The sequence below is a fragment of the Litoribacter ruber genome (assembly GCF_018449405.1).
GTDB classification, from domain to species: Bacteria; Bacteroidota; Bacteroidia; order Cytophagales; family Cyclobacteriaceae; genus Litoribacter; species Litoribacter ruber.
This window is the reverse complement of record NZ_JAHCMY010000001.1, coordinates 984,498-1,003,320: the sequence shown is the minus strand read 5'-3', so window position 1 is coordinate 1,003,320 and position 18,823 is coordinate 984,498. Positions and strand designations below refer to the sequence as shown.

At 43.2% G+C, this 18,823-nt stretch carries 15 protein-coding genes and 1 tRNA gene; 7 read left to right on the top strand and 9 right to left on the bottom strand.

Going from position 1 to position 18,823, the window contains the following annotated elements; genetic code table 11:
- The first annotated feature begins 130 nt into the window (after window positions 1-130).
- Together KI659_RS04310 and KI659_RS04305 are read left to right on the top strand one after the other, a co-directional pair.
- Window positions 131-1,972, top strand: a complete 1,842-nt coding sequence (locus KI659_RS04310; protein WP_213944092.1) for a T9SS type A sorting domain-containing protein — start codon at window positions 131-133, stop codon at window positions 1,970-1,972.
- Window positions 1,973-1,974: 2 nt separating this feature from the next.
- Window positions 1,975-2,283, top strand: coding sequence for a rhodanese-like domain-containing protein (locus tag KI659_RS04305; protein ID WP_213944091.1), 309 nt, complete (start codon window positions 1,975-1,977; stop codon window positions 2,281-2,283).
- A 446-nt stretch (window positions 2,284-2,729) separates the two neighbouring features.
- On the opposite strand, the gene KI659_RS04300 is transcribed toward KI659_RS04305, so the two are convergent.
- Window positions 2,730-3,029, bottom strand: a complete 300-nt coding sequence (locus KI659_RS04300; RefSeq protein WP_213944090.1) for a GIY-YIG nuclease family protein — start codon at window positions 3,027-3,029, stop codon at window positions 2,730-2,732.
- A gap of 45 nt (window positions 3,030-3,074) precedes the next feature.
- Window positions 3,075-3,148, bottom strand: a tRNA-Ile gene (locus KI659_RS04295).
- Between the two features lie 189 nt (window positions 3,149-3,337).
- Here KI659_RS04295 and KI659_RS04290 point away from each other — a divergent pair.
- On the top strand, window positions 3,338-3,970 hold the full coding sequence (locus KI659_RS04290; RefSeq protein WP_213944089.1) for an HAD family hydrolase: 633 nt from the start codon (window positions 3,338-3,340) through the stop codon (window positions 3,968-3,970).
- Complete coding sequence (locus tag KI659_RS04285; RefSeq protein WP_213944088.1) at window positions 3,963-5,078, top strand: site-2 protease family protein; 1,116 nt, start codon at window positions 3,963-3,965, stop codon at window positions 5,076-5,078. The genes KI659_RS04290 and KI659_RS04285 overlap by 8 nt, the downstream gene beginning before the upstream one ends.
- 3 nt (window positions 5,079-5,081) lie before the next feature.
- On the opposite strand, the gene KI659_RS04280 is transcribed toward KI659_RS04285, so the two are convergent.
- The 7 genes from KI659_RS04280 to KI659_RS04250 form a co-directional block, all read right to left on the bottom strand.
- Window positions 5,082-6,407, bottom strand: a complete 1,326-nt coding sequence (locus tag KI659_RS04280) for a DEAD/DEAH box helicase (RefSeq protein WP_213944087.1) — start codon at window positions 6,405-6,407, stop codon at window positions 5,082-5,084.
- Between the two features lie 132 nt (window positions 6,408-6,539).
- A complete protein-coding gene (locus KI659_RS04275) occupies window positions 6,540-7,460 on the bottom strand; it encodes a DUF4625 domain-containing protein (RefSeq protein ID WP_246535278.1) in 921 nt (306 codons plus the stop codon).
- A 115-nt stretch (window positions 7,461-7,575) separates the two neighbouring features.
- Complete coding sequence (locus KI659_RS04270) at window positions 7,576-9,945, bottom strand: TonB-dependent receptor (RefSeq protein ID WP_246535277.1); 2,370 nt, start codon at window positions 9,943-9,945, stop codon at window positions 7,576-7,578.
- 232 nt (window positions 9,946-10,177) lie between these two features.
- Window positions 10,178-11,497 carry a M24 family metallopeptidase gene (locus KI659_RS04265; protein ID WP_213944086.1) on the bottom strand — a complete coding sequence of 440 codons (1,320 nt, stop codon included), beginning with the start codon at window positions 11,495-11,497 and terminating at the stop codon, window positions 10,178-10,180.
- Between the two features lie 89 nt (window positions 11,498-11,586).
- On the bottom strand, window positions 11,587-12,291 hold the full coding sequence (locus KI659_RS04260) for a tetratricopeptide repeat protein (protein WP_213944085.1): 705 nt from the start codon (window positions 12,289-12,291) through the stop codon (window positions 11,587-11,589).
- Window positions 12,292-12,297: 6 nt separating this feature from the next.
- The gene (locus KI659_RS04255; RefSeq protein ID WP_213944084.1) at window positions 12,298-13,716 is read right to left on the bottom strand and encodes a CCA tRNA nucleotidyltransferase; all 1,419 of its coding nucleotides are present in this window, start codon (window positions 13,714-13,716) and stop codon (window positions 12,298-12,300) included.
- Window positions 13,716-14,174, bottom strand: a complete 459-nt coding sequence (locus tag KI659_RS04250) for a hypothetical protein (RefSeq protein ID WP_213944083.1) — start codon at window positions 14,172-14,174, stop codon at window positions 13,716-13,718. Before KI659_RS04250 ends, KI659_RS04255 begins: the two co-directional genes overlap by 1 nt.
- A 277-nt stretch (window positions 14,175-14,451) precedes the next feature.
- On the opposite strand from KI659_RS04250, the gene KI659_RS04245 reads away from it, so the two are divergent.
- From KI659_RS04245 to KI659_RS04235, 3 genes are all read left to right on the top strand, one after another.
- The gene (locus tag KI659_RS04245) at window positions 14,452-16,071 is read left to right on the top strand and encodes a CTP synthase (RefSeq protein ID WP_213944082.1); all 1,620 of its coding nucleotides are present in this window, start codon (window positions 14,452-14,454) and stop codon (window positions 16,069-16,071) included.
- Window positions 16,072-16,116: 45 nt separating this feature from the next.
- The gene (gene yidC / locus KI659_RS04240) at window positions 16,117-17,922 is read left to right on the top strand and encodes a membrane protein insertase YidC (RefSeq protein WP_213944081.1); all 1,806 of its coding nucleotides are present in this window, start codon (window positions 16,117-16,119) and stop codon (window positions 17,920-17,922) included.
- Window positions 17,923-18,134: 212 nt separating this feature from the next.
- Complete coding sequence (locus KI659_RS04235; protein ID WP_213944080.1) at window positions 18,135-18,815, top strand: metal-dependent hydrolase; 681 nt, start codon at window positions 18,135-18,137, stop codon at window positions 18,813-18,815.
- The last annotated feature ends 8 nt before the right edge of the window (window positions 18,816-18,823 follow it).

Below are 18,823 nucleotides of genomic sequence, written 5' to 3'. Positions count from 1 at the left end.
GCAAAGGCAGAACCGAAGAAGCGGGCACTGTTAGCGTTAAGCTTGGATTAAGTAATTGATTTTATAACTGGCTCTATTGCGGATATACTTATTAAAATTATAGCCGGTAATCTAAACACCGCGTACTTACATGAGAAAACTGGGCAACATAGGTTTTTGGTTGTGCTGTACTTTTTTATTTTTCATTCCTGAAAATATTAAAGCACAGCTACAGCAACTTCCTGTGTCCCATAAGAAGGCAAGTTCCCCATCTGTAGGCCAAAGACTCCAGCAAGAAACATTAACCCTGCCTTTTTGGGATGACTTTTCCACAGGCATTCTAGACACGGCCAAATGGGAAAACAGCGGCACTGTAGTCTCCCGCTCCGTGGGGATCAATCCGGTCACACAGGGCGGTGTAATTCTCGATGGAACGGATGAGAGAGGCGCTCCCTACTCCACCAGGATGCGTGAACAAGGGTTAGGAGACCAGCTCTCTTCTTGGCCATTTAACCTCTCAGGTCTTACTTCAGAGCAGATTTCATCCCTTTATTTAAGTTTTTCTTACCAGGCAGGCGGCAAAGCAGAATTTCCTGATGGAGATGACTTCCTCGAAGTCCATCTCATGGACACCCTCGGTAATTGGCAAATGGTGTGGGAAATGCCTGGCGGGGACCTTTCCAAAAGAGAAATTTTTACTCAGGTTTTTGTTCAAATACCAGCTGAATTTGTCCATGACAACTTTAGATTCAAATTTCAAAACCGAGGCCGGCTATCTGGCCCGTTTGACTCCTGGATAGTGGATTACGTTTTTCTAAACACTGGCAGAAATCCATCCAACACACACTTTCCCGACAGGGCCCTTACCAAACTCCCCTCCTCCCCTCTAGGACGCTATACGGCCATACCGTATTTTGAATACCAAGCGCACCCAGAACTTTATTCAGGAATTGTGGCCAGCCAATTTCACAACCTTGACAACCGCTTTAGGGCCATGGAATATACCGTGCAATTGAGAAATGCCGAGACTGGTGCCATAATACAAAACATCAATTCCGATACACCCTTCAATCCAGTTCCCCTGAGCCGTGAAAGAAGAGATTTCATTAGCAATCCTTTTGATGAACTGGACGCCGATCTCACGGAGGGCATAGACCTTGAGGCGGTAATATACCTTACCACAGGTGACAACTATTTAATCAATAGTATAAGCGGGCAGGATACCGTGTTTCAAAGACAAGTAGATTTTCGTGTGAATGACACCATCCGGCAAACCATCCCCTTGAGGGATTATTTTGCCTATGACAACAATTCAATCGATTATGCCGCTGGGATAAACCAGCGTGCGGGTATGCTTGCCGTAAGATATGAAATCGAGGAAGAGGCTTATGTAAATGGATTAAGTATCAATTTCACAAATTTTGTCCAGATCGGCAGCCCCATTGAAATCCTTGTTTGGAATTCACTAGATCAGGATCCAATTTACGCAAGGGAAAGAACCATCCCTCAAAAAGAATCCTTGAGAGAAATCAGCTTTTTCCCATTGGACACCCTGCTTAGAGTTCAAGGGGAATTTTATGTCGGTTATAGGCAATTCACCAACGACTTTATTCATGTAGGATTGGATAAGACCAACGACAGCGGAGAGGAAATCTTCTACAACGTGACAGGTGCTTGGGCACAGAACCAGATAGTGGAAGGCTCGCTGCTGTTGCGCCCCCACCTCACCCAGGATGCCCCGGAAGAAACAGTTGAGGCACCCCTTGAAGTTAAGTTGAGAGCCTATCCCAATCCGGTGACCGAAAGATTGGTTTTGGAGGGAGCAACTGGTGAAGTGACAGTTTATGATTCCTTTGGCCGCCAAATCCAGGTGAACATGAGCGAAACCGAGAACGGTAAAGTTTTGGATTTTATAGGCAAACAAAAAGGCGTATATTTGATACGCACAAATGTGAACCAGAAACCAACCTCAATACGAATTTTAGTGAAATAACTATGGAAGATATCAACGTACAGGAACTTAAGGAAAGATTAGAAAAGAAGGAAGAATTTGGCTTTGTGGATGTGAGGGAAGAGTGGGAATATGAAGAAGACAACTTAGGGGCTTTAAATATCCCCTTGAGCCAGCTGCCACACCAACTTTCGGAGATCGATGAATATAAAAATAAGGAATTGGTGGTCCACTGCCGCTCAGGGGCAAGAAGCGACAATGCCAAGAAGTTTTTGCAGACCAAAGGCTTCTCGAAAGTCCGCAACCTAATCGGTGGTATTATGGCCTACCGAGAGCTTGAAGGGCAAGGATAAAAACAGATTTGAGGCTGTCTCTATTTGAGGCAGCTTTTTTTGATGTAAGGATGAAGGACCGGAGACCGAATAAAACATTGCGGAAGAAAAAGGGGCACGGAGTTCTGCGTAGAGTAACACGGAGTTTTCTTCTTACCATTTTTTTCAATCTCTAATGCNGCAGCTTTTTTTGATGTAAGGATGAAGGACCGGAGACCGAATAAAACATTGCGGAAGAAAAAGGGGCACGGAGTTCTGCGTAGAGTAACACGGAGTTTTCTTCTTACCATTTTTTTCAATCTCTAATGCAAAAAAAAGCCGCTTAATCTCTTAAGCGGCTTGTGGGCCCACCTGGGCTTCCCGATAGCAAGTAACGGGACATGGCGAACCAGGGACCTCCTGTCCCGAAAACCTTCGGGAGAGTCAGAAGCTCTAACGACAGTATCAATTACTACCCTAGTAGCGGGTCAAAAGCTTTGGTATTTTTTCAATAGTTTAATACTGATATCCGGATAGAGTTTCAGGTTTTGAATGTATTTATATGATTTCATTCTTTTTATGTGGTTTTCGATTTTTCGCGCCTGGGAATAATCCTCGCACACCAAATGAAAAAAGACTTCCCAATCATTGGCCTTTTGGGTATAATTTAATGGGCTATACTTTTTGGCTAGATGGTTTTCTAACCTCTCTTCGACTTCCAGAGTTGTAATGCCAGTATAAAATCTATTGAGCTGCTGCGAGTGGAGTATATATAAAAAAGTTTTCATACTACAATATATAAAAAAAAGCCGCTTAATCTCTTAAGCGGCTTGTGGGCCCACCTGGGCTCGAACCAGGGACCTCCTGATTATGAGTCAGAAGCTCTAACCAACTGAGCTATAGGCCCTAAATTAATAATATCTTTTCTTCTGGACCTCCTGCCCTCCCGATAGCTATCGGAACATCGGGGGAGTCAGAAGCTCTAACCTCCCGAAAGCTTTCGGGAGAGCTATAGTCCCAGATCAAGGTCATAAAAACCTTGCTTTTGGGACTGCAATGTTACATATTTGAATCGAAATTAACAACAATTTGTAGCATGAAAAAATTACCTGAAGTGGATTTTTTGATATTTGATCTGGGCAATGTGATCATTGATATTGATATCCCTCTTACTGTCAATTTGTTAAAACAAAACCTTCAAGATACCGAGCATGGATTAGCTGAAGATTTTTTTAAGTCACAGATTCATGCTGATTTTGAAACTGGTAGGATCGCCGATTTGGAGTTCCGGGATTCAGTGAGAAAAGCTTTTTCCAAGAAATGGGAAGACCAATTGATCGATGAAATGTGGAATTCTCTTTTGGTAAGAATCCCTCAAGAAAGAATAGATATGCTACGAAAATTAAAGTCTACCTATAAAATCTGCATGTTGAGCAACACCAATTCTATCCACTTCAAAAAAGTGGAGGAAATCTTGCTGAGAGATTGTGGTGTCCATAGTTTTTCAAGTATCTTCGACAGGTTGTTTTTGAGCTATGAAATGGGCTACAAAAAACCAGACCCGGCTATTTATCATGAAGTGATCAAGCAGCTCAACTCAGAGCCACATCGTTGTCTTTTCTTTGATGACTTGGAAGACAACCTGAAAGCTGCAGAGAAAGCCGGTTTAAGAACGTATCATGTTGACCATCCCAATGCTTGGATGGGCTATTTTAAAAATAATGTATAGCAGAAAGGACTATTTTAAACACACCTTATTATTTCTTCTAACGCTTGTAGCTACCACCTTGGCTGGTGCAGAGTGGCTTTACGGTAGATCGGTACTTTCCAGTGAATCTCCCTTGACCTGGGAGTATTTTCTGAAATCCCTTCATTTTTCTATTCCATTTATTGGAATTCTGCTAATTCATGAATTGGGACACCTATTTACCTCCATTCACCATAAGGTAAAGTCTACCCTGCCCTATTTTATTCCAGGCTGGCTGGGGTTTATTGGAGCCCCATCCATCGGGACCTTTGGGGCCGTTATCAAAATCCAAGATGTAATATCTAGCCGGAAAAAATTCTTCGATATTGGTGTGGCAGGACCTATTGCTGGCTTTGTAGTCGCTGTTGGTCTACTGGCCTATGGTTTCACCAATCTTCCTGAGGCCGATTACATTTATGAAATACATCCCGAGTATTTGGAAGCTAATCAAGCAGAGGAATCTGAGGGGGATTTGATGAAGGTAACCTTTGGCTATAATTTACTCTTTTATGGAATGGAAAAAATGCTGGCCGATCCCGCCAAAATGCCTACCATGGACGAGGTGATGCATTATCCATATTTATTCGCTGGCTTCCTTACCCTTTTCTTTACTGCTTTAAACTTATTGCCAATTGGCCAGTTGGACGGAGGACACGTGGTGTTTGGGCTTTTTCCGAAACATCATAAAATCATCACCATTACGGCCTATTGCCTATTCATATTTTACGCTGGATTAGGAATGGTAAGCCCCTTCGATGATCCAAACTATCTGATGTTTGCCCTGCCCCTTTATATAGGCTTTATCTACATCTGTCTCCGAAAAACAAGTATGGCCAACCAAACAAAGTGGATGCTTACCTTGGGAATCGTAGCTATCCAGTATTTGATAGTTTTTATCAATCCTGAAACAATAGGTTATAGTGGATGGCTGTTTTTTGCTTTCATCTTGGGAAGGGTGCTGGGAATCGAACACCCCTCCGTCAAGGACAACAGGCCACTTTCTCAAAAGCAAAAACTGATCGGATGGGCTGCTGTGCTAATATTTATTCTATGCTTTACGCCTGCCCCATTTATGCTTGAAATAGAGTAGCTGCTAATTAGCTTCCTCCATTTTCACTTTCTGTTTTTTAAGCTTTTCATGCTTAACCTTTGCCAATAGTCTGGTGACCTTTTCCCTTTTGACCGAAACGTAGGAGGAAAAGTCCAACACAGTAATCAAACCAATATCAGCACTGCTGAGTCCTCCCTTTTTGGTCAACAAGCCAAGTATGTCACCTTTGCTTATCTTGTTTTTCTTCCCTGCAGAGATGTAAACGGAAACAAAATCAGGTGGTGCAGGCAACTCGATATGGTTATCAATGCTGATATCCTCCACAGAACCTTCCATATAATCAGGCAGCGATTCATCATGGGCCAAAACCAGGTAGGCCTGACCTTCGGCATGCATTCTTGCCGTTCGCCCGTTACGGTGAATAAAGGCATCCTCCTTAGGGGGCAATTGATAATGCACCACATGCTTGATTTCAGGAATATCCAAGCCTCTAGCAGCCAGATCTGTGGCGACAAGAACATTGCAGGCCCCTCCACGAAACTTGATCAGGTTCTTTTCACGGTCTATTTGCTCCATTCCGCCATGAAGGGTACCATGTGCAAAATCATGGTCATTCAAAAGCAAACTAATCCGCTCTACCGCATCCCGGTGATTGCAAAAAACCAAGCAAACCTCGTTTTTAAATCTTGCTACCAGTTTCATCAAGGTCTGAGCTTTTTCAATGCTATCCGTATGGACCACTCCCAACTTCAGCCTAGAGTAGGCTTCTTGCCTTAGAAAGCTTACCGTCTCAGGATAGGAAAAAGTCAAAAACTCGGGCCATTTATCCAATCTGGTGGCCGAAGTAAGCAGGTGCTGTTGCTCTCCATTTAAGGCATGGAAAATCGTTTTTAACTGTTCGTGAAAACCCAATTGTAAGGATTTATCAAATTCATCCAGCACCACAATGCTTATCGAATCTGTATTAAATGATCCCCGAATAACATGATCTTGTAGCCTGCCAGGGGTTCCGATCACCAGCGCGGGATTTTCTTGAAGGCTGTTTTGCTCAATCTTAAAGCCATGGCCTCCATAACAGCTACTCACTTTAAATGAAGTCTTCATGGCTCGAAAGACCTGTTCAATCTGCAAGGTCAGTTCTCTGGAAGGCGCTATGATGAGAGCCTGAATGCCTTTGACATCTGACTTGAGCTGATGAATTAAGGGGAGTAGAAAAGCAAGTGTTTTGCCTGACCCAGTCGGCGCCAAGAGCATCAGGTTGTTTCCGTTATTTGCTTTTTTGATAAAAGCCCCCTGCATTTCATTCAATTTTTCAATGCCGAGATTGTTGAGGTATTTGCTTTGAGCTTCCTGCAAGTTGTCTTCCATTCTACAAAGGTAATCAGATTCTGAGGTCTTTTGCAGGATGCTCTTCTAATTTCCAGCCACACTCGCTCCAAGCAGGCACAAAAAAAGCCATCCTATCCGGATGGCTTTTTCAATTTCATTAAACCTTAACTCTTAATGTGCATGAACTTCGTAAGCTCTTCTGGTCACGTTGCCATTGGAGTCTTCAGCCCATATGATCAATTCATAATGACGGTCGCCTGAAGGCAATATTATCGCATTATCACCAGCCAAAGCTTCTGCAAGGTTGATAGAGGCACCTGATGGCAAATCAGCTCCACCATACCAGTTACCGTTGCTATGCTGTCTCCAAGTAGACTGTCCCCACATACGCTCATAAACATCTTCACCATGGCCATGGTCGTCATCATCATGATCATCCTCTTCTACCAATCTAACCCAAAGGAAAGTAATATCAGAGCTTAATTGATGATCTCTTCTATGAACCGTACCCTGAACATCTAGTGCTTCACCTGGCTCTCCATCAAGTTCGTTACCATCCAAATTGGTAATCTGCATATCTGGCGCATATGGTCTTTCAAGATAGAAAGTTGAAGAATAGTTGTTGTTATCCGCATAGCTAGTCACGTTTCCATGAATATCAGTTGCGTCAATTCCAAAGTGGTAAGGACCCGCTAATACAGTTCCGTCAATTTCAGAGTTTTCGCCTTCCCAATAGATATCTGTGTCATGACCATCCTGGTTATAAAAAGTAGCACCATTCAAATCAATTCTTCTTGAAACAGTCAAAGGCTCAAAGCCCTGAGCAACTCTTCCATGGGTATGACCATCAAAACCAGAATGCACATCAATTCTCACTTGTTGAATGCCTGAAGGATCCGACACGCTAAAACGCACGTGCATGTGATCATTGGTGGCGGCCATTCTTTCACCTTGTCTAGGTCTTATTTCATCTCGCCCCTCTGCAGTGGAGATTACCGGCGCATCCATATCTCTAGGTGTATCATCATCTGTGTTACAGCTGAAAAAAACCACACCTGCCATCGCTGACAATAAAAGGTACTTTTTAATCATGGTATTTGTATTTTGTAAGTTAGTTGTATTTGCAATCACATTGCAATAATAAGACAAACATCAGTTAATTGCAACACGTTTGCATTTAAATTTTACTTATGAATAGAACTAACGGCTATTTTCTTATTTGAACGGGCACTTTGATACTGAAATTGATATTCCTACCCTGCTCCGGCAAGTTAAGTAACCTATACCTACTCAAATGGTTGAAGTAATACGCATCCGTGAGGTTCTGACCTGACACGTTAAGCTTAACCAATTGATTACCAAATCTAAAATCCATTCCTATTCCGGATTCAAACAACGTGTAACCTTCCGTAATTCGTTCATTTCTATCAACTCGATCTTGTGTTGCCACATTTCGGACTTCACCGAATACGTAGAAGTTTTCTATCCTCCTACCAATATTACCTAATGAATATTCCAGTCGCGTTAGAGCCGAGAATGGTGGTGTCAAAGGCAATGGAAGACCTGTATCAAGATTTTGATTGTAGACATACTCCAAGGCTGTGGATATCCTCAAGCTTGGCAAAATGGCAAATTCAGTTTTCAGTTCAGCCCCTAAAAAGTAGGAATCATTTTGACGGTATTCCCACATCATGCTTGATGCAGGCAGGGGTGAAAACAAACCTGTTGGAGCTAGGTAGATAAAATTGTCGTAAAAACTAAAATACGGACTGATTCCGACATAGAAGTTCTTCTTTCTATAGGTATAATTAAGATCGATTTGATAACTTCTTTCGCTCTCCAAATCCGCATTCCCTATCTCGTGTCGAAAGTTCCCATGATGGACGCCATTGGAAGCCAATTCTATAGCTGTGGGTATCCTATAACTTGTCCCAAGGTTTACTTTCAGGTTATTCGAGTCATTGATAATCCATGAAAGACCAGTACCACCACTAGCATTGTACATGGACCTGTTGATGTCAGGGTTTCTCTGGTCAAACTCTCCTGTGGCTTCCTGTCGTCTATAAATGGGCTGTAAATGCTCCTGAATATCATGGACAGCACCATCAACTCTTATACCTGCGTTGAGAATTAAGCTTGGGCTGTAGGTCATTTCATGAAAATAAAATACGCCACCCTGCGTAGTGGTAAAGTCTGGAAGAAGAAATTCAAAACCATCCTTCTGGTTTCTCATATGCTGAAACTGGAAGCCATAAATATGCTGATGGGTTTCCGACTGAGAAGTATTGTATCTCAAGTTGGCCGTATAAGTATCCAGGTTTAGCCCCAAGGCCATTGTGCCAGAAGGGGTCGGGCCAATTCCATGGGTATGGGGAAGTGAATGTTCCTCTCTGTTGTTCTTTTGATACCCCAAGTCCAATTCCAGCCAATTTTTTCCCAAAAGGTATTTCGTATTTGAAATGACTTTAAGGTGGGAATTATTTTGATTGGGGAGCTCAATATCCGTGTGGTCGCCCCTATGCTGAAGGTTATAGGAATTTGGGATTCCCACAGCTCCTGGAAAGATCCCAGCCAGCTGAGAAAAACGACTGACTGTAACCGTAGAGTGGCCCCACTCTTTTCGAAGCCCCCCAGTAACGCTGAAGTGCCTTTCTTGCCCGGCAGTATTTTTAAGCCTACCACCATGAACAGGCAGTACAAACCCTGCATAGGTAAATCGATCAGTAGGAACTCTATAATCCTCATAATCCTGCATCGTAAACCTTCCCTTGAAAACAAAATCATTTTCATTGCCCTCAACAGACACCGTATTTCCCCACATGTTATTATTGGACCGGTAAGTGGACATCACATCGGCATTGATGGTTCCGGGCGATGGAAGTGGGGCTGGGGAAATATTGATCACTCCGGCCATCCCGTCAGAGCCATAGATTAACGACCCTGGACCTTTGATCACCTCTACCCTATCCACGTCAAATGGATCGATTTCAAGTCCGTGGTCTGCACCCCACTGTTGACCTTCCTGCTTGATTCCGCGGTCATTGACCATAATCCGGTTAAAACTTAAGCCACGAATCACGGGCTTACTTATCCCCACCCCGGTATTGATGGTGGTGATACCGGGAAGCTTTTCCAAAGCATTGGCAAAAGTCCCTGCATTGTTCTTTTCCAAATATGCCCGATCCACTACTTCAATGGTTTGGCTATGCTCCAAAGGCCCATTTTTAAAAGGATTGGCCTCAATCGTAAGCTCTTCCAGATTGAAGGTGGACTCCTTCATTACAATGTGCAGATCCGCGAGATCTTCGTCTTTTACGATGATGGTTTGGGAAGCAGATTGATACCCCATCATGGTGATGTGCAGGTGATAACTGCCTCTGCGCAACCTGCTGATTTCAAACTCTCCGTCAAGGTCCGCCATTACACCTTTCTGTAATTCATGGACGACTACCTGGGCAGGCAGCCCCTCTCCTGCATCGTTTACAATTGTGCCAGAAACAGAAAAAGTCTTGGTCTGACCAGACACGTGAATTAGGCTAAGAAAGAAAATGGGTATATAAAGAAATAAAGTTTTCAAGTTCTCCAGTTATTTGCAACAGTGTTTCAACTACAAAAGTATGCATTTCAGTTCCATGAATCAATGAAGAAAGTTGAAGAACTTTAAAAGTTTATTTTAATGATAATAATCAGGTTTGGATGGGGTAAATGGGATTTGGAATTTGCCTCCAAAGCAATTTTAAAAGAAAATTATGATAAAACAAAAGATCAACTATAGATAGCTGATCTTTTGTTTTAAATTAAATGAGAAATCAATTCCTATTGGGAATTAAAATCAACTCCTCCTGAGGCTCTATTAAATATTCAGCGCCATCAGCTGTAATTACCGCCATTTCCTCTACCGACATAGTCTTTTCGTTTCCATCGGGCAATTTCCAGGTAAAGAAACCATCAAATGCGAATGTCATCCCTTCCTTGAGCTCTTTTAAAGAAGATGGCCTAGGTTCATCTAATTGCGCACCGCCAAGGTTAGGACCCACATCATGGGCTACATAGCCTACAGGGTGGCCAGTGCTCCACATCACATACTCGGATCCTTTCTCCTTCATAAATTCCCGCTGGGCTTTATCTACCTCATATCCCGTCGATCCTGGCCTCATGGCAGCCAAAGCTATCCTTGATCCCTGCTTGCTGTTTTCCCAATATTGAAGCACGGAATCCGGGGCTGTGGTCTCCCCTTCTCTCAATACATAAGCAAATCTCTGAATATCTGTCACCCACATATCGTGAACTCTAATCCCGAAATCAATTTGGATAACATCACCAGGCATAATCACCTTGTCGGTGGCATGGGAATGTCCGCGGTCGGGTCCCGAATTTACATTGGGGTTCTGATCTGGATGCCAGCCATCTTTGAAACCGAATTCAGCAATCTTGTTTTTCAAAAACTTGGCAATATCCGCATCGGTACTTTTTCCAGGCACCACCTGCTCATAAGCTTCCACTTGCCAGTCGGCTGTTAGTTGGGCAGCTTTTCTCATTATCTCAACCTCCTGAGGCAGTTTGACGCTAAGCCATTCGTATATCAAGCCTTCTGAGGACACCAGTATGGAAGCCAATTCTCCCAACTCTTGCTCAAAAGCCTTCCTTTGCGTATAGCTGAGCCCATCGGCCATTTCGTTATCTTTGGAGCTGTTCACGGCAACAGTCTTGAACCCTCTGTCTTTAATATAAGACGCCGCCGCAGACATGGCGGATTCTGTTCTTCCGATGGGGATCACCTCATCATGGATCTTCAAATCTGCCAATGCGGTGGCCTCTCCTATGGGGGAAAATACTTTGGAGGTCACTTTGCCACCATCCTGATAAAATAAAAACACGGCGGTTCCACCTGCATTTTCTCCCCCTACATGCGCCGCAATGGGGTCGTTATTGTTTTCCCGGCAAACTACCACCCAGGCGTCCACCTCGGCCGCTTTCATGGCAGAGGGCAGTAGTTCAGCAATACGCTGCTTCCTGATTTCCGGCCAGGGGTTTTCTTCTTCAAAAGGATTGTTGTTTCCTTGGGCAAAAGAAAATTGAAACGTGCTAAGGATAAGAATCAGGCAAGTGGTAAATTTCAGAAATCTCATATATATAATGTTTGGCTCTCTAAAATAGGTTAAAATTGAAAAATAAAAAAAGGAGCCCGAGAGCTCCTTTATAAATATCCTGTAATGGTTTAATTTAATTCAGCAATATTCTCTTTCGCCACCTCAAAATCAGGCGAGAAGGTCAAGGCTTGATTAAACGCCTCTTTGGCATCTGTGCTACTGCCCTTTTCTTTATAGATCAACCCTTTAAGATTGTAGGCTGCCGCTTTCATGGAGATCTCCTGCTGGGAATTGTCTTTGGTTGGGAAAGCCAACTTCTCCTCATCCGCCTTTTTGTTTTTGGTTAGCATGTTTAGAGAATTTAAGGCCTCATCATACTTTTTCAAGCTAAACTGAAGATTAGCGGCTTTATAAAGGCTAAAGATGTCATCTGACAAAAGGTACAATGACTCAAAATGTCCCAATGCCCTGTCCAAAGCTCCCAGTTGCTCAAGGGAATAGGCAGCAATTTCCAAAGCTGCTACATTCTTGCTGTTGGCCTCCAAAATATCCATGGAAACCAAGGCTGCCGAAGCATATTGGTCCATTTCAAAGTACATAGTCGCCAACATCTCTGCATAGCGGGCATTGTTGGGATTTCTGGCAATCAGGTCATACAGTTTGGATTTGGCTACATCCACATCGTTGTATCTCAAAGCCATTTGGTAAATCCGCTGATCGGCTTCATTTTTCACTTTATTGGTGTCCTTGGGATCCACCTGTTGGTCTTGTGCAAAAAGATTGGCACTGCAAAGGGCCAATACTAAGGTTAAGATTTTAAACTTCTGGGTCATACTCATTTATCTGTTAATATTCAATCCTTTCTTGGCGGCTAATTTATACATTAACTCCAAAGCTTCTTCTTTATTGTTTTGAATTTCGCCCTCCAATATAGCTTCTTTTATTTCTTCTTTTAACTCTCCGACCATTTTTGATGGCTTTAAATCAAAAATTTCCATTATTTCCTCTCCAGATACCGGGGGCTGGAAGTTTCTCACCTGATCGTGCTCCTCTACAGCCTGCATTTTTTCCTCAACCTTGTCAAAATTGGCCAAAAAACGCTTCACCTTGTTGTTGTTTTTAGAGGTCACATCCGCCCTGCACAACATCATTAAATCTTCGATATCATCTCCGGCATCAAAAAGCAGCCTTCTAACGGCAGCATCTGTCACCTTGTCGTTGACTAAGGCAATTGGCCTTAGGTGAAGCCTTACCAGCTTTTGCACATATTTCATGCGATCATCCATGGGAAGCTTGAGCCTTCGGAAAATCCCCGGGGTCATCCGCGCCCCCTTATCCTCGTGCCCATGAAAAGTCCAGCCAACTTTCTTGTTAAAGCGCTTCGTGGCAGGTTTGGCAATATCATGCATGATAGCGGCCCAGCGCAGCCAAAGGTCATTAGATACGCCGGCCACATTATCCAATACCTGGAGGGTATGATAGAAATTGTCCTTATGTGACTTGTCCCCTACCGAATCCACGCCCTGCAGGTCCACCATTTCTGGGAAAAACTGGTGAAGCAATTTACTAACAAACAATAGCTTAAATCCATAAGAAGGGTTGTCGGCAAGGATGATCTTGTTCAGTTCATCAATAATTCTTTCGCCGGAAATGATCTTCAGTCTTTCAGCATTATCCACTATGCCATCAAAAGTATCCGGCTCAATGTCAAATTTCAACTGGGTGGCAAATCTCACCGCCCTCATCATGCGCAGCGGGTCATCAGAAAAAGTGATGTTTGGCTCGGCCGGCGTGCGGATCAGTTTGCGTTTGATATCCCTTAATCCGTCGAATGGGTCGATCAATTCACCGAAATCTTCATTATTCACACTGATGGCCATCGCATTGATGGTGAAATCACGTCGGTCTTGGTCCTCCTTCAAGGTACCGTCCTCCACCAGCGGATTGCGGGAATCGCTCCTGTAGGACTCCTTTCTGGCCCCCACAAATTCAACCTCCCACTCCCCAAGTTTGATTTGGGCGGTTCCATAGGTTTTGAAAACGGAGACAGGCACGTGAAAATCGTAGCTTTCGGCAACCTTTTGCGCCAGCTGAATCCCACTGCCCACACACACAAAATCAATATCCTTGCTATCCCTTTTGAGGACCAAATCCCTCACATATCCACCAACCACATAGGTATCCAACTGGAGCTGGTCAGCACATTCTCCAACTTTTCTAAAAATATCTACTTTGTCTAATTGCTCTTTGAAATTCATCAATCCAAAATTTTCACATCCCCTTCAGGCCCCAAAAACATCTCCTTGCTTGGCATAATGAAGTTATCATCCACGATCACCTCGGCTTCTCTTCCGGCCTTTTGAAAAACAACCGGTCTGCCGATTGCAAACAGTACTTTGTTCCACACCCCTTCCTTAATCATCAGAAACTTCACATTTCCGTCTACCATCGGACCAGACTGTAAAACTTTGTTCACAGGTGAGTGAAAAACCACCGGCTTGGTGGTGAATTCCACAATGTCCAATGATATTTCTGAAAACTGCTCAGTAATGGTCCTGATCTGGAATAGGTCGAATAGGAGAAAAATCCCCTCCTTGTCATCCTTGCCCTTTTCCCACTTTTCAGGGCTGATCAACTCAAACCGCATCCCGGACTTTTCCTGCAAACAAACTCTGCCTTTGGACTTTATCGTATCGGTAATTTTTTTGATATCCACTTTATATAATTGGGGTCAGTTTTTAATCAAATGCTTTTATACCCCAAAAGTATAACAGAATTCTGAATAACGTTAGAAATTGGCACAACGAGTTTGAAATTGAGGGCCAAACATTTTCAGCGGGAGGATGCGGATTAAACTGTTTGGAGGAAAATTTGAATTAAAATCAGAAGTGGAGCTGCTTCAGAATTTTAATTCCACAAACATCAGGAATCTCTGAAAAATTACTTAATTTTGCATCCCATAGAGTTCAAAACAAAATTTCATTTCAGCTTCTATGGCCTCACCTACCAAGTACATTTTCATTACAGGAGGAGTTACATCATCTTTGGGAAAAGGCATTATCGCCGCCTCTTTAGCCAAATTACTCCAATCCCGCGGTTTCTCTGTTACCATCCAAAAATTTGACCCTTATCTAAATATTGATCCAGGAACACTGAATCCTTATGAGCATGGAGAATGTTATGTAACTGATGATGGGGCCGAAACGGATTTGGACCTTGGACACTATGAGCGCTTCCTGAACGCACCTACCTCCCAAAACAACAACATCACTACCGGACGTATTTACAACAATGTGATTACCAAGGAAAGAAAAGGTGAGTTTTTGGGCAAAACCGTTCAGGTAATCCCCCATATCACGGATGAAATCAAGTCAAACTTCTACAAGCTTGGCGAAGGTGAAAAATATGATGTCGTAATCACCGAAATCGGTGGTTGTGTGGGTGATATTGAATCATTGCCCTTCATTGAGGCCGTGAGACAAGCGAGATGGGATTTGGGGCCAAACAACTTCTTGGTAGTCCACCTCACACTGATCCCCTACTTGGCGGCAGCAAAAGAACTAAAAACCAAACCTACCCAGCATTCGGTAAAGCAATTGCTTGAGGCAGGTATTCAGCCGGACATCTTGGTTTGCCGTTCTGAGCACCATTTGCCACAGGAGGTGAAGAAAAAGCTGGCCCTTTTCTGCAACGTGCAGCTCAACTGTGTGATTGAAGCCTTGGATGCGGAAACCATATATGATGTTCCGCTTTTGATGAAAAAGGAGAAATTGGATGAACGAGTAATGTCCAAACTGAAGCTCAGCACCAAAACTAACACAGAGTTGGAGCAGTGGAAAGACTTTCTGGGCAGGTTGAAAAACCCAACATCTGAGGTAAATATTGGCCTGATCGGGAAATATGTTTCCCTGCCAGATGCTTACAAATCTATAATCGAAAGCTTTATCCATGCCGGTGCGGCTGCAGAGTGCAAAGTGAATTTGAAGCTGATTAGCTCGGAAGAAATTGATGCTGAAAACGTGGAAAAGAAGCTGGCTGAGCTGGATGGAATCTTGGTTGCCCCGGGTTTTGGGGAAAGAGGCCTTGATGGTAAGGTAGAAACTGTTAAATTTGCGCGGACAAAAAGAATCCCGTTTTTCGGAATCTGCTTGGGAATGCAAGTGGCGGTGATTGAATTTGCCCGTAACGTATTGAATCTCAAAGGCGCAAACAGCACCGAAATGGATGCCGAAACCTCCCACCCGGTGATTGCACTGATGGAAGAGCAAAAGAACATCGAACAGATGGGCGGCACAATGAGACTTGGCGCTTATCCTTGTGAGCTGAAAAAAGGAACAAAATCCAGTGCGGCCTATGGAAAAACAAAGATCAGCGAAAGACACCGCCACAGATATGAGTTCAACAATAAATATCTGGAGCAATTTGAGAAAAACGGGATGGTGGCTGCAGGGATAAATCCCGACACCAACTTAGTGGAGATTGTTGAGATCAAAGACCATCCGTGGTTTGTGGCTTCCCAGTTCCACCCAGAATATAAGAGTACTGTGCTGAACCCTCATCCTTTATTCGTGAGGTTTGTGAAAGCAGCGATAGAGAATAAAACTAAAAATTAACGAAAGTTGGGAGCTTATACTTTGAGCTCTTTTAAAAAGTAAAGTATGGACAGAAATCAAGCGACAGGGTTAATCCTATTCGCAGCAGTTATTCTGGTTTATTCGATGTTCTTTGCCAAGGGGCCAGAACTTCCGGAAGCAACAGAAACTCCCGCCCAAACGGAAGTAGTGGATTCCAACCAGCCAGAACAGCAAAGCACCACGCAGGCAGTACCACAACCAACTGACAGCTTGATGCAAGTGCAGAATCAAGCCCAGTTCGGTGATTTTGCCGCTTTAGTGAGCGGAACGGAAGAGTCACTGGTGTTGGAAAATGAAGTGATCAGGGTTACCTTTTCCAACAAAGGCGGAGAAATCAGGGAAGTAGAATTGAAAACCTTTAAAACTTGGGACCAACGACCGTTGATCTTGGTGGATGAGGAAAACTTCTCGCTGGACTATCAAGTACAGACCGCAAAGGGTCCTATCAGCTTGAACAACCTTTACTTTGCAGCTGAAACCAGACAGGTGTCCGATGCCGAGGCTCCGGGACAGGAGGTAGTTTTCACTGCCCAGACTCCTTCCGGAACGCTTTCAAGAACCTATTTTCTTCCAAATGAGAGCTATGTCTTAAATCAGCATTTGGATCTTTCAGCGGGCTCCACTCTATTGACCGACAGAAATATTACCATCAACTGGGAGGGGCAGCTCAAGAAACATGAAGCGGATATCGAAGAGTCGCGTAGAAAGACCTACATGAACTTCTTCACGGCTGATGAGAGCTATGACTATCTGAGCGCATCTTCATCTTCAGATGCAGAACAGGTAAGGACTCCATTAAAATGGGTGGCTTTTAAGCAGCGATTCTTTACTTCTGGTATCATTGCCGGAAATCAGTTTCAAGAAGGAAATCTAGCCCAAGAAACGCCTACCGACACCATGTCGGTAAAAAACATGTCGGCCACTTTGATCCTTAATCTTGATCAAAACGGTTCTGACATTTCCTATTTCTTTGGTCCGAACAATTACAACCTCCTAAGAAAAATTACCCCGGGTTTCCACAAAAATGTGGAAATGGGCTACTGGTTTGTAAGCTGGGTCAACAAATATATAATTGTTAACCTATTCCACTTTCTGGAAAGATTCTTCACCAACTATGGTGTGATCATTATCCTGATCGTGTTTATCATTAAGCTTTTCTTGTTCCCGCTCACTTACAAATCATACGTGGGCATGGCCAAGATGAGGGTGATCAAACCGGAAATTGATGAGCTGAAGGAGAAATACAAGGATGATCCTACCAAGATGCAGCAAGAGCAAATGAAGATGTTTGGCCAATTGGGAGTTAGCCCAATCAGCGGCTGTCTTCCAATGTTGCTTCAGATGCCATTTTTGTTTGCAATGTTCTTCTTCTTCCCTAACTCCATTGAGTTGAGACAGGAGAGCTTCCTGTGGGCACATGACCTTTCTACCTATGATTCGGTGATTAATCTGCCGTTTACCATACCTTTCTATGGTTCGCACGTGTCATTGTTTACCTTGTTGATGACAATTTCACAGATTGTTTACACCAGGTTTAACAACCAGCTGACCGCCGCTCAGGGACCAATGAAAAATCTTGGTTATATTATGCCAATAGGTTTTATGTTTGTACTTAACTCCTACCCTGCGGCATTGAGTTTCTATTACTTTGTTTCCAACATGGTAACCTTTGGACAGCAATATCTAATCAAAGCATTCGTAGATGATGCCAAAATCAGAGAGAAAGTAGAGGAAAGCAAAAAGAAGAATGCCAATAAGAAGAAGAGTAAGTTTCAGACTAGACTTGAGGAAGCCATGAAAGCCTCTGAAGCTCAAAAGAAAAAGAAATAAGATTCTCTGAAAAAATAATCAAGGGGGCAAGTGAATTTTGCCCCCTTTTTTTACGACTTATTTTATGCAAAATTTATTAGTAAATATGTCGTTAAAAGATTAAATTACTGTTTTGATATATATCCACAATGCCATGTGGATAAGAATCTGTTTTCAGTAAAGATTAAACTTTTATCTTTGTAGAATCTCACTAACCCAAAAATGCTATCATCATGAAACTTCAATACTTTGGACACTCCACTTTTTTGATCACTGTTGCTGATAAGAAAATCCTTTTCGATCCCTTCATTACACCCAATGAGTTGGCAAAGGATATCGATATCAAGCAGATTGAAGCCGATTACATCCTAGTGACCCATGGCCATGAGGACCATGTCGCCGATGTAAAGGCTATAGCAAAAAACACAGGGGCAGTCGTGGTTTCAAATTTTGAGGTAGTGAGCTGGTTCCAAGAAAAGGGTTTGGAAAATGTCCATCCTATGAATCACGGAGGCAGCAAAACATTTGATTTTGGAAATGTTAAATATGTGAATGCCATCCACAGCAGCACCTTGCCTGACGGTACCCCTGGCGGAAATCCGGGAGGTTTTGTGGTTAGCACCGAGGAGGGCACTTTCTATTTTGCCGGAGACACCGCCCTCACCTATGACATGAAGCTCATCGGAGAGGAATTTAAATTGGACTTTGCCATTATGCCCATAGGGGATAATTTCACCATGGGGATCAAAGATGCCTGCAAGGCGGCCGACTTTGTAGGCACAAATAAGTTCATAGGCATGCATTACGATACTTTTCCTTACATCCAGATCGATGAGCAGGATGTAAAAAAATCAGCCCAAGAGGCAGGAAAAGAATTGATAATGCTTAATATTGGAGAAATAATCACCCTTTGATCGCATAG

Excerpts from the sequence above, each read along its gene's own strand:
- KI659_RS04235 (WP_213944080.1), top strand. The coding sequence starts at position 18,135 with ATGAAACTTCAATACTTTGGACACTCCACTTTTTTGATCACTGTTGCT.
- KI659_RS04260 (WP_213944085.1), bottom strand. The coding sequence starts at position 12,291 with ATGACCCAGAAGTTTAAAATCTTAACCTTAGTATTGGCCCTTTGCAGT.
- KI659_RS04305 (WP_213944091.1), top strand. The coding sequence starts at position 1,975 with ATGGAAGATATCAACGTACAGGAACTTAAGGAAAGATTAGAAAAGAAG.
- KI659_RS04255 (WP_213944084.1), bottom strand. The coding sequence starts at position 13,716 with ATGAATTTCAAAGAGCAATTAGACAAAGTAGATATTTTTAGAAAAGTT.
- KI659_RS04275 (WP_246535278.1), bottom strand. The coding sequence starts at position 7,460 with ATGATTAAAAAGTACCTTTTATTGTCAGCGATGGCAGGTGTGGTTTTT.
- KI659_RS04300 (WP_213944090.1), bottom strand. The coding sequence starts at position 3,029 with ATGAAAACTTTTTTATATATACTCCACTCGCAGCAGCTCAATAGATTT.
- KI659_RS04285 (WP_213944088.1), top strand. The coding sequence starts at position 3,963 with ATGTATAGCAGAAAGGACTATTTTAAACACACCTTATTATTTCTTCTA.
- KI659_RS04310 (WP_213944092.1), top strand. The coding sequence starts at position 131 with ATGAGAAAACTGGGCAACATAGGTTTTTGGTTGTGCTGTACTTTTTTA.
- yidC (WP_213944081.1), top strand. The coding sequence starts at position 16,117 with ATGGACAGAAATCAAGCGACAGGGTTAATCCTATTCGCAGCAGTTATT.
- KI659_RS04265 (WP_213944086.1), bottom strand. The coding sequence starts at position 11,497 with ATGAGATTTCTGAAATTTACCACTTGCCTGATTCTTATCCTTAGCACG.
- KI659_RS04280 (WP_213944087.1), bottom strand. The coding sequence starts at position 6,407 with ATGGAAGACAACTTGCAGGAAGCTCAAAGCAAATACCTCAACAATCTC.
- KI659_RS04245 (WP_213944082.1), top strand. The coding sequence starts at position 14,452 with ATGGCCTCACCTACCAAGTACATTTTCATTACAGGAGGAGTTACATCA.
- KI659_RS04290 (WP_213944089.1), top strand. The coding sequence starts at position 3,338 with ATGAAAAAATTACCTGAAGTGGATTTTTTGATATTTGATCTGGGCAAT.